Genomic DNA, 10,820 nt, shown 5'->3' with positions numbered 1-10,820 from the left:
GATTTGTGACAATAACGGCAATAGACGTCAGCTTTGGCCATGCTTTACCCTTAAAAGGCGGGAAGCATATCACAACAACTAACTATTTAATACATGACCCAGAGAGTTGCCGGACAGTCTTTGATTAGCTCTGGAATAAACACTACTATTAATGGTGGAAGTTTTAAAGATAATTTTGTTTCCGCTCTATTATCTAATTCAACTAGTCAACTTCATGCTGAAGGAGCTTTCCAAATAGGTGAATATGCGAATCAGTTAACTGAAGTTGGAAGAGCGCTTAGCCATGCTGCACTATCTGCTATAATTGCAGAAGTTGGAGGAAATGATGGTAAAGCTGCCGCAGCGGGAGCATTAGCTGCTTCTTTAGCAGCTGATAGTCTTAGAAATACGTTTGATGATTCTAGAGCCACTCAAATAGAAGGTAAGATTGTAGGAGCTTTAGCTGGTGCAGCTATTACAGGAACTCCTGAAGGTGTTTATGCTGGAGCTAATGCTGGCGAATTGACTATAATATATAACCATGATGAACATACTATGGGACTGTTCGTCAATAAAGGTAAACCTGGAAGCATATTCCCCGAAGGATCTCTCCAAGATGCTGTAGATGCTTGTTTAGTTGATGCAACTTTATGTAATTTTATAGTAGAATTTAGTCCTCTTTCAGTACTTAAAGATGTTAAAGATGCAGAAACAGGAACAGATTATATAATTGCAGCGGCATCAGCAGCCCCTTGGGAAAAATTAGGAAAAGCAGCTGATAAAAGCGTTGAAGCTATAAAAACTCTTGCTAAAAATGGTAAGTTTGCTGAAGCTACTAGGATTTACAATGATTCTCTTAGAAGTATGGGTAAATTCTTTAAAGGGAATCATAGAGTTAATGATTTAAGTAAGCTTAAAGATGTAAACTTAGATCCAAATATGTTACGAAAAGAAATTGATCAGTATTTAGGGGCGCCCTATAAGGCGAGTAAACAAAATTCGAAAGCTTATAGTATATCTGCAGCCTCAGTAACAGTTGACGGTAAAAAAGAATATTACTTATCTGTAAATGGTGCAGCTTGGTCAGGTAATTCCCCCGATATCGTAAATATTAAGGGGGGTTAATTATACAGTGATTAGAGACGATATTAACTCTATACCAAAAGTTACTAATCCTAAAAATGGCCAAACTAATTTTAATCATGCTGAACAGAAATTATTCAATCATTTTCAAGATACTTATAAAGGTAACAAAGTAGATATAAATATGTCTATTCAGAATACTAGTGCTACATCTCCAGGAATGTGTACTGGTTGTGAAACTAACAGTGAAATATTTGCAAAACAGAATAAAGATTTTATTATCAATGTATTCCATGGAACAACTGGAACAAGACCTTAAGAGTAATCCATATGAAACTTTTAAATAGAGAGACTATATCGGGAGTTGCATTTTTCTATATCAGAATGACACATGAAGAATTAAATTTTCTTAAAAACTGTTTACATGATATTTTACTTAAATCTAAACAAATCAAAGAAGACAATCCCAATAAGTTAATTTGGTACAAAGCTATTTTTTCAGAAATATCGAATTGTCTGGAGTCTAAGAATTTAAATATCGAGAGGTTAACAACAACTAAAATCGCAAAAGAGTACTTGGATAATGAAATAGTCTTTGTTATTAAACTAACATCTGGAGAACATGATTTATTAGTGCATTGTATCAGTGAGTTAAAAAGCGAAGTTCGTAATAGACCTCTTTACAGTAAATTGTTATTTTATAAAAAATCACTGTGTAATGATGTTGAAAACTTAAGTGATTATTTTCAAAAATTATTTTATTTTGGGGTAGAACCCTCTAGTTGGAAACCTCAAATGACCAAAACAGAATTAATAGAATATCTACATTCTGCTTATCCAGAATTAACAATCAATACTACTTATATACGAGGATATTCAGAAGAAGATATATTAAAATTAGAGCGATTATATAATATTAAAATTCAAAGACAACTATATGATTTTTTAACTCACATGGGACGTTGCAGTGGGGGATTATTTGGAGACTATCCTTTAGAATTTTATTCAAAAATTGATAGCTCTAAAGACAGACTTATATTTCAAAGTGAATGTCGAAAAAATCTAAAAGATTTGGTTGAAATCCAAGGTGAAAGGATGGTAAAACAAAAACCTTTCTTTATTTCAATGGAAAATGAAGGAATTTACAAATATTTTTTAGTAACTGAGTCATATGTCCCCGATTTAGTTTATTATCTTGATACTAATTATAATGCGATAGTAAATACCGGATTATCACTTAATGAGTATTTAAGAAAACTTGTTGATACTACCGTTAGAAATTATGCAATTAAGCCTCCTTTTGATCAAGAGGGGAGTTTACTTTAGTTAAAAATAACATTCACTAGTATAAGACTGTGGATGAAATGTATAGGTTCTGATTTAATTAACTTAAATCAGAACCAAGCATAAATAACTAATGTGGTTGAAGGGACAATCAGCACAACTGTCAGAAAACTTTAAAGAGATAGTTTATGAAACTTTTAAATAGAAAAATGTATAAAGGTGTAATTACTTATTACGTTGGAATGTCACAACCTGAATTAATTTTTCTTAAAAACTGTTTACACGATATTTTACTTAAATTTAATGAAATTGAAGAAAATAATTATGATAAATTAGCCTGGTTAAAAGCTATTTTTTCAGAAATATCAAATTGTTTAGAGTCTAATATTGAACAGTTAAAAACAACTAGGATCGCAAAAGAACATATAGATAGAGAAGTATTTTTTACTCTCAAACTAACATCTGGAGAACATGATTTACTAGTACAATATATCAAAGAATTAAAATATACTATCTATAAAACACCCTCATCCAGTAATTTAAAACCTCTGTGCAATAATGTGGAAGAATTAACTAACTATTTTGAAAAACTACAGTATTTTGGAGTAAAAGAAACTAATCAAAATTATAAAATGACCAAAACTGAATTAATAGAATATCTACATTCTGCTTACCCAGAATTAACTATAGATACTACATATATTAAAGGTTATTCCGAAGAAGATATATCAAAATTAGAATATTTATATGATATCAAAATTCAAGGTCAGTTACTTGAGTTTTTAATTCATATGGGTCTTTGTAGTGGAGGATTATTTGAAAGTCAACCTTTATTGTTTTATTGGATAAGGAATAGCGAAAATAAAATAAAATTTTCAGAACTTGAATATAAAATGTCAATTCAAGAGAGTCTTGAATACACTTTTAGAGATATTCAACGGCTTGATCTGATAAAACAAAAACCTTTCATCATTTCATTTGAAAACGAGGGAATTTACGACTATTTCTTATTAACTGAGTCAGATACTCCTAATTTAGTTTATTATGTAGATAATAACTATAATGAAGTAGCACTTACTGGATTAACCTTCAATGAGTATTTAAGAAGTACTGTGGATTCTTATAGAGCCTATCAATATAAAGCTCCTTTTGATCTAAAAGGAACTTTGCTTGGAATGTAGAAACTATTTTCATTTTGTTATTTGGTTATTTACCCTACAATTTTTTGATTTATCCAAAACAGATGCACCTAAAAGAGGCTTTTATGAAAAACTTTAAAACTTTTACAAAGATTTCTACATTAACTTTGTTAGTTTCTACTAACCTAGCTTTTGCTAATGATATCATTCCTAATGATTTTAACACTCAAGTTAACCAAGTTAATAATATACCAGTTATCAACATAGCTACTCCAACTCTTAACGGTATGTCCAGAAATACCTATAAAGAGTTCAATGTTAGTGAAAAGGGCGTGATTTTCAATAATTCTATAGATTCTGTTAATTCTCAATTAGCAGGTCAATTAGAGAAAAATCATAATCTTAAGGATAGGACTGCTGGCTTAATCATTAATGAAGTAGTTGGCGGTAATCAATCTCAACTTAAAGGAGCTATAGAAATAGTTGGGGAAGATGCTAAATTAGTAATAACTAATCCAAACGGTGTCTTTATTGATGGAGCTAAATTCATAAATATAAGAGAGTCTTTTATTAGTACTGGTAAACCTGTTTTCAATAAAAAAGATTTACTTAGTTTAGAAGTAACTAAAGGTAAAGTTACTATTGGAGAAAAAGGCTTAGATTCTGATAACCTTGTTGTTTTCAGTAGATCTCTTCAAGTAAATGGAAAAATTAATGCTGATACTATTACAGCGATGATAGGACCTAATTCCATGAGTATGAAGGTTCCAGGGATGCCTATCAGATTTGAAAATGAAACTCCTCAACCAGGATTTTCTATAGATACAGGTAATCTTGGAGGTATGTATGCTAATAAAAGCATAATACTTCTTAGTAACGAAAAAGGTGCCGGAGTAAACATAAGAGATTTATCAACTTCAAAGGGTCAATTAGAAAATATTACTGTACAATTAATGAAAGACTCTGGAGACGTATATTCTTCTAACCAAGAACAAAATATAATTGTTGCAGCAAATAGATATTTTCACGATGGTAGAGAAATGGAACTTATTAATGGTGTTTGGCATCCTAAACAATAATTTCACCAAAAATTATGTCACTTAAAAAGAGAATTTTATGACTATTAAAAACAAGAATATTAAATCTCTGAGGGTTATATTCCCCGCCCCTTGGGGCGAACTACCCTGTAGTTGACTATTGGTTTTGATACCCCGCTGCTTGCTGCGGGGTTGTTCATTTCTACTAATCTAGCTATTGCAGACCTTATAATTCCAGACAATAATAAGACTCAGGCTAATCAAGTTAATAATATCCCCGTAGTAGATATAGCGGTCATGCTCTCAATGATTAGATATTGTGATAAACTCCCTGCTTTTTATTATGGAGTGAGAGATGGCTAAAGTTGATGTGGTTTGTCGTTACTGCCATAAAACAGAAGAGGTTAAAGGGCATGGAAAAGGACGTACTGGTCATCCCCGCTATTGCCGTAAAACCTTTCAACTGAACTATGCCTATCAAGCCTGTTATCCCGGCGTGAAAGAGCAAATTATTGATATGGCAGTGAATAACTCCGGTGTTCGTGATACCGCTCGTGTACTGAAGATAGGGATTAACACCGTCATTCGCACGTTAAAAAACTCTCCCCGAAAAATGTGACCAACCTTCCTCTTAAGGGAAATGAAGTCCAGCTTATCTGTGAAGTTGATGAGCAATGGTCATTTGTGAGAAGTAAAAAGAATCAACGTTGGCTCTGGTATGCTTGGGAGCCTCGCCTCAAGCGAGTCGTGGCACATGTTTTTGGTGATCGCAGTACGGCGACTTTACGCAAACTTCTTGAGTTATTATTCCCATTTAATGTCAGGTTTTACTGTACGGATGATTATGCACCTTACAACCTACTTCCTGAATAAAAACATATTGTTGGAAAACATTATACCCAACGTATAGAAAGAACCAATCTGACATTACGTACACGTTTAAAAAGACTGAATCGAAGGACGATAGGTTATTCCAAATCAGAGGAGATGCACGATAAGGTGATAGGGACTTTCATCGAACGTGAATACTATTCTTTATAGGGCTATCTAACTATTGGAGTCACGACCGCCTTTCTTAGAAATTGCACTTATTAGGCGAATCCAAGATATTTATCGACTACAATTAGTTTCAATCTTATCAAAAAATTTCTATTTCCTATGTTATTTATTCCAAAATAATAAGTTATGATAAGGAGCATCATAAACGTAAATATTATGGTAACTTAACAAAAACAAGTAAAAATGGCCAACAGGTGAAAACAAAGAACATTAATTAAATTTATTATCCCACCATATAGAATGATTAAATAAAAAAATAATATGTAGAATTAAAACTCATTAATATTTTTATTGAAAATGAATGAAATAATTTAAAATTTCCATAATTTAAATAGAGTTAGCATAAGTATTTTTAAATATCAATATATAACCATTAACGCTTTAAATACGTAACTAAGCAATCATTGATGCGTTAGCACCACGAAAGTATCTAATGGCGATAAATATTAAGCATCATGCGATAAGTATTTTATATCACTTCAATAAGATTTTCATGATACATTCAAAAAATAATTTTATCAGTTCAATAAATTTTAAATAGATGCATAATATAAAAAGAAAGAGGAATCAATCATGAACAAAAAAGAACTAGCATCCCCAAACAAAGAAGAAATCCAAACTGCATTTAAAATATCTAAGGAAATGTATCAAAATCAAAAATCGCACTATGAAATTGTTTCAAAAGAAAAGCCAGAACTAGCCCATCTATTTACCATGCACCCCAAAATGGTTTCATTATGTGGTTATGGCTATGGAGAGGAAGTAGGTCTTAACGGTGTTTTTAATATTAATACATACCGCCAATATGGAAGTTATCCTTTTATTCAAATAATTTCCCCTAGTATTACAATTGCAAGTGAACCATACGCTGGTCCCAATATTATGTTTAACGGGTATATCCAAGGTGGACTTGATATGCCCGAGGTTCATTTTGAAAATCTTTTGCTTGCTGGCGTTTTACAAAATATCCAAACAATTATTAATATTCCACTGAACCTCCAGCTATTTATCAATCCTGAAAATATTATCCTGCGTTTTTATGAAGGAAATATTTATTTAGGTGATATGACTTCCATATTGCAACATAATTTCCAAGCACCTATACCTATCGAATTTTCCGGGACAGGTTCTTTTACTTATGAGTAAAATGAACTGAGATATAAATTAGCCGCGCCCAAAATAGCGCGGCTCAAGTTTATAGCGCTAATACTGTCACCCACATCGGGCCTTTTCCAACCGGATAACGTGCCAGTTGAGTTAATTCGCCAGAATATTTATCTATGCGCGATACGGAAATGTGATCCGACTTCTGCCCTGATGCAATCAGGAAGTTACCACTGTGATCAATGGCAAAGCCACGAGACTGGGTTTCTGTCGGATAATGCCCGGCTAATGTCAGGTGATAGCCATCGTCTGACACACGGAAATGGCTGATCAGGCTCTCTGAACGTTCGCTGGTGTAGAGATGACGACCATCCGGCGTGATATGAATATCTGCTGACCAACGGATACTGGAAAAATTTTCTGGTAGTGAATCAACTGACTGCACAATACGGTATTTTTCCCATTTACGCAGAACATCAACGGTTGAGTCCAATTCATTAATACAATAAATTTCCGGTTTCTCCGGATGGAATACCATATGGCGTGGGCCAGCCCCAGCTTTCGTAGTCATTTCATCAGCCCGGCTTTCTGTCAGGTAACCTTGCTCAGACAAATTGAAAATACGGATGTGGTCTTCTTTCAGGCATGGCACCAATAATTGGCGATTATCCCTGTCAATATTAGCAGAATGTGGTGCTTGCAAACCTTCCACAATTTGAATTGGAGCTTTGACGATGCCATTTTCATCAATAGGATGAACGCTTAAGTTATTAAAACTGTAAGAAGCAGAAAACAAAAAATGCCCTGCTCTGTCAGTGGATATATGGGTAGGACTACCCGGTAATGGTGCAAGCTCCTGCTGTTCGAGACGCCCATCTTTCCCAATTGCATAGGTCACGATGCTGAATTGGGGGCGAATTCCAACATATAGGTGTTTGCCATCAGGATTAATTACCATGGGCTGAACTTCGCCTGGTGCGCTTATCGTTTGGAGAAGCGAGAGTTCTCCGGTAATACTGAGTGACCAGACGTGAATCTGACGACTATTTGGGCTGGCTGTATAAATCACCTGTTTCATTTTCTCTCCTTAGTGCTTCATCACCATTTCGTTGATCTATAACGATTCTTGGAAATTTTTATCTGCTAAACTGCTCACAGAACAGTTTAATCAGTTTTAACTATCTTATGGTTTTCACTACCGTATAATTTTAACTACCGTATAGTATTTGCTTACATCATAGACAATCTAGGGGCCAACTCATGTCATACCGCGTTATCGCACTGGATCTAGATGGAACATTGCTCGATCCACAGAAACGTATTCTGCCAGAATCACTGTCCATCCTGAATGAAGCCCGTCAATCTGGTATCAAGGTTTTGATTGTTACCGGCCGCCATCATGTTTCTATTCATCCTTTCTATCAAGCACTGCAACTTGATACTCCAGCCATTTGTTGCAATGGAACTTATTCATATGATTATCATGAAAAGAAAGTCCTGGCCTCTAATCCACTTTCTATTCAAGAAGCCTCTCAAGTACTTTCCTATCTGCAAGACACGGAAATTCAGCATCTGATGTATGTTGATAACGCCATTTTATATCAATTTCCCCACACTGTAGCCCGAACCCTTGCATGGTCGGATTCTCTGCCTGAACACCAGCGCCCAAATATTCAGCAAATGGAGAATTTTCAAGATGCAATCCACACTGTGGATTCTATTTGGAAATTCGCCACCAGCTCATCCAATTTAGTAAAACTGCGTGAGATTAGTGAACAAATTGGGGAAAATATTGGCCTTGAATGTGAATGGTCATGGTTTGATCAGGTAGATATAGCGAAAAAAGGCAATAGTAAAGGCATGAGGTTACAACAATGGGTGGAGTCGCAAGGCATGAACATGAAAGATGTGATTGCTTTTGGTGATAATTATAACGACCTTAGCATGTTGGAAACATCAGGATTAAGTGTGGCCATGGGTAATGCTGTCGATGCGGTTAAAGAGCGGTCGGATATTGTCACTTTGGATAATACCCAGCCCGGTATAGCGGAAGTGATTCGAAAATACGTACTATAACTATTCCCCACCCTGTTAAACTTGTCGCTTTTGTCCATGATGCTCACCCCAGTTTATCCCCGTACTTACGGGGAACACTAAACTTATCCATCTGTTTTATAACTGTTTTTATAGAAAAAAATTCTACCATTTTTCTAGATTAAAAAAATAGACAAATGGTTTCTTTTATTTTCCTCTTATTATCCGGTGTACCGTAAAACATCGTCCTTCAGGCGGGTAATGTGGGAAACCTTTCGAGCATTGTTATGACAGGCAGGTGGTATCCTCGCATTGGGCTAGGCTTTACGGCGTTTTTCGCTAAATACGTTACAAGTGACGATTCAGAGAGACGCTTTTAATTTGTGCATACAGCCATTGCCCTACCCGCAAGTTAAGTTCTTCCCGCGCCCAAGACGTAATTCTTGCCCACAAATAATGTTCACTTAGTGCCAATTTGACATCTACCTGACCATTATCTTCAAAAAACTCGATGACTTTTACTTGCAAGGTGTTACGAATACTGCTGACTCTTGGCGGTTCCAAAACGAGAGAAACATCAGATGCATCAATACGAATACGCACATCAGCTCCCGGATTTACGTCAATTTTAGGTAACCAAAGGACTTTATCAGCCGCAGCTACTGCGGTCATGTGATAACGCTGGTTGTGTTCCACGACAGACACTTTCAGTATGCTGCTAAGACTCTCTTTTTGTAGCCACGGACGCAACGCACTGCTCGACCAAACATCTTCCAGCAGGCCTGTCGCTCTGATTTTTCCTTTGTCCATAACAATAACGTTATCCGCCAAACGCAAAACTTCATCCAAACTGTGGCTGATATACAAGATCGGGATTTTGACATCTTCAGACAGTTTTTCGAGATAAGGCAATAATTCGCGCTTACGTAGTAAATCTAGTGATGCCAACGGTTCATCCATCAACAGAATTTCAGGTGAAGTCAATAAAGCTCGACCAATCGCTACCCGCTGCTTTTCCCCCCCCGAAAGTGTGATAGGAAAACGTGACAGCAAGTGTTCAATACCCAATAGACCAATGATGTTTTCAAACAGAGGTTTCATCTCTGGTGCCATGCCGTATTGTAAGTTGCCCTTCACGCGATAATGCGGGAAAAGGCGCGCATCCTGAAAAACATAACCAATCCGACGTTTTTCTGGCGGTAGAAAAATTTTATGTTCCATATCCACCAGAATACGGCCATTTAAACTAATCCGGCCTTTTTGTGGGCGGCTTAATCCCGCTATTACGTTAATCAGTGACGTTTTCCCTGCACCAGAAAGCCCAAATATGGCAGTGATACTTTCTGTTGGCAAAGTAGTATTAACCCGCATGTGCATGTCGCCCAAACACTGTTCAAAATCCAGTTCTAACATGCTGCCCCCAGACGCTTTCTTCCCCAGCGGGTCAACCATTCTGAAAGCATCAGTGATGCCAGTGCTAATACAATGGCAATCACACACAAACGTGCTGCGGCTGTTTCAGCGCCAGGCATTTCTATCAATGTGTACATAGCAAGGGGAATAGTTCGAGTCTCTCCCGGAATATTCGAAACAAAAGTAATAGTGGCACCAAATTCTCCCAGCGATCGGGCGAAAGCCAACACTACACCAACAATAATGCCGGGTAATGATAACGGTAAGGTGATGGTAAAAAAGACTTTAAGTGAACCAGCACCCAGTGTACGTGCTGCCTGTTCCAAACGTTGATCTATGCTCTCCAGTGATAACCGGATGGCCCTGACCATCAGCGGAAACGCCACTACCGCTGAGGCTAATGCTGCACCCGTCCAATTAAATACGAAGCTGATACCAAACCAATCATAAAGGAATTCACCAATTACTCCGCGACGCCCCATACTGATAAGCAGTAAATACCCCACCACCACTGGCGGTAATACCAACGGTAGATGGATAATACTGTCAATCAGGGACTTACCAAAAAACTGGCAACGAGCCAGCGTCCATGCCATTAAGATCCCGAATGGCAAACTGAATAACACGGCAATTCCTGAGATTTTTAAGCTCAGTAAAATAGCCTGCCATTCATATTCACTTAACATTT

The 10,820-nt window shown here is 36.3% G+C and carries 10 protein-coding genes and 1 pseudogene; 8 read left to right on the top strand and 3 right to left on the bottom strand.

Going from position 1 to position 10,820, the window contains the following annotated elements; translation table 11 throughout:
* Nucleotides 1-120: 120 nt before the first annotated feature.
* The 7 genes and pseudogenes from Xhom_RS08730 to Xhom_RS08695 all read left to right on the top strand — a co-directional run bounded on the left by Xhom_RS08730 (nt 121) and on the right by Xhom_RS08695 (nt 6,727).
* A complete protein-coding gene (locus tag Xhom_RS08730; RefSeq protein WP_169928416.1) occupies nt 121-1,104 on the top strand; it encodes a DUF637 domain-containing protein in 984 nt (327 codons plus the stop codon).
* A 7-nt stretch (nt 1,105-1,111) separates the two neighbouring features.
* Entirely contained in the window at nt 1,112-1,381 is a 270-nt protein-coding gene (locus Xhom_RS08725; protein ID WP_069316486.1) for a hypothetical protein, read from the top strand.
* Nucleotides 1,382-1,392: 11 nt separating this feature from the next.
* Nucleotides 1,393-2,388 (top strand): hypothetical protein, encoded by a 996-nt coding sequence (locus tag Xhom_RS36530; RefSeq protein ID WP_232326320.1) that lies wholly within the window; start codon nt 1,393-1,395, stop codon nt 2,386-2,388.
* A gap of 146 nt (nt 2,389-2,534) precedes the next feature.
* A complete protein-coding gene (locus Xhom_RS08715; protein WP_099139720.1) occupies nt 2,535-3,527 on the top strand; it encodes an SMI1/KNR4 family protein in 993 nt (330 codons plus the stop codon).
* 83 nt (nt 3,528-3,610) lie between these two features.
* Entirely contained in the window at nt 3,611-4,564 is a 954-nt protein-coding gene (locus Xhom_RS08710; RefSeq protein ID WP_069316487.1) for a filamentous hemagglutinin N-terminal domain-containing protein, read from the top strand.
* Nucleotides 4,565-4,877: 313 nt separating this feature from the next.
* Nucleotides 4,878-5,563 (top strand): annotated as a pseudogene (locus Xhom_RS08700) (IS1 family transposase).
* A 591-nt stretch (nt 5,564-6,154) separates the two neighbouring features.
* Nucleotides 6,155-6,727: a hypothetical protein gene (locus Xhom_RS08695; protein ID WP_069316490.1), complete on the top strand. Its 573-nt coding sequence runs from the start codon at nt 6,155-6,157 to the stop codon at nt 6,725-6,727.
* 49 nt (nt 6,728-6,776) lie between these two features.
* Here Xhom_RS08695 and pgl read toward each other — a convergent pair whose 3' ends face one another.
* Complete coding sequence (gene pgl, locus Xhom_RS08690) at nt 6,777-7,763, bottom strand: 6-phosphogluconolactonase (RefSeq protein ID WP_069316491.1); 987 nt, start codon at nt 7,761-7,763, stop codon at nt 6,777-6,779.
* 182 nt (nt 7,764-7,945) lie between these two features.
* Between pgl and Xhom_RS08685 the strand changes: the two genes are divergently transcribed.
* The gene (locus Xhom_RS08685) at nt 7,946-8,761 is read left to right on the top strand and encodes a pyridoxal phosphatase (protein ID WP_069316492.1); all 816 of its coding nucleotides are present in this window, start codon (nt 7,946-7,948) and stop codon (nt 8,759-8,761) included.
* Between the two features lie 306 nt (nt 8,762-9,067).
* Here the strand turns inward: Xhom_RS08685 and modC are convergent, their stop codons facing one another.
* Nucleotides 9,068-10,132 (bottom strand): molybdenum ABC transporter ATP-binding protein ModC, encoded by a 1,065-nt coding sequence (gene modC / locus Xhom_RS08680; RefSeq protein ID WP_069316493.1) that lies wholly within the window; start codon nt 10,130-10,132, stop codon nt 9,068-9,070.
* Nucleotides 10,126-10,818 carry a molybdate ABC transporter permease subunit gene (gene modB, locus Xhom_RS08675; protein WP_069316494.1) on the bottom strand — a complete coding sequence of 231 codons (693 nt, stop codon included), beginning with the start codon at nt 10,816-10,818 and terminating at the stop codon, nt 10,126-10,128. The genes modC and modB overlap by 7 nt, the downstream gene beginning before the upstream one ends.
* Nucleotides 10,819-10,820: the final 2 nt, after the last annotated feature.

The sequence above is a fragment of the Xenorhabdus hominickii genome (assembly GCF_002632725.1).
Classification (GTDB): domain Bacteria; phylum Pseudomonadota; class Gammaproteobacteria; order Enterobacterales; family Enterobacteriaceae; genus Xenorhabdus; species Xenorhabdus hominickii.
Note: the sequence above shows the minus strand (reverse complement) of the source record. Positions and strands in the feature narration are given on the sequence as shown.

Bases quoted from the DNA above. Each gene is read 5' to 3' on its own strand.
- Xhom_RS08710 (WP_069316487.1), top strand. From the start codon at position 3,611: ATGAAAAACTTTAAAACTTTTACAAAGATTTCTACATTAACTTTGTTA.
- Xhom_RS08695 (WP_069316490.1), top strand. From the start codon at position 6,155: ATGAACAAAAAAGAACTAGCATCCCCAAACAAAGAAGAAATCCAAACT.
- Xhom_RS08715 (WP_099139720.1), top strand. From the start codon at position 2,535: ATGAAACTTTTAAATAGAAAAATGTATAAAGGTGTAATTACTTATTAC.
- modB (WP_069316494.1), bottom strand. From the start codon at position 10,818: ATGTTAAGTGAATATGAATGGCAGGCTATTTTACTGAGCTTAAAAATC.
- pgl (WP_069316491.1), bottom strand. From the start codon at position 7,763: ATGAAACAGGTGATTTATACAGCCAGCCCAAATAGTCGTCAGATTCAC.
- Xhom_RS08685 (WP_069316492.1), top strand. From the start codon at position 7,946: ATGTCATACCGCGTTATCGCACTGGATCTAGATGGAACATTGCTCGAT.
- Xhom_RS36530 (WP_232326320.1), top strand. From the start codon at position 1,393: ATGAAACTTTTAAATAGAGAGACTATATCGGGAGTTGCATTTTTCTAT.
- modC (WP_069316493.1), bottom strand. From the start codon at position 10,132: ATGTTAGAACTGGATTTTGAACAGTGTTTGGGCGACATGCACATGCGG.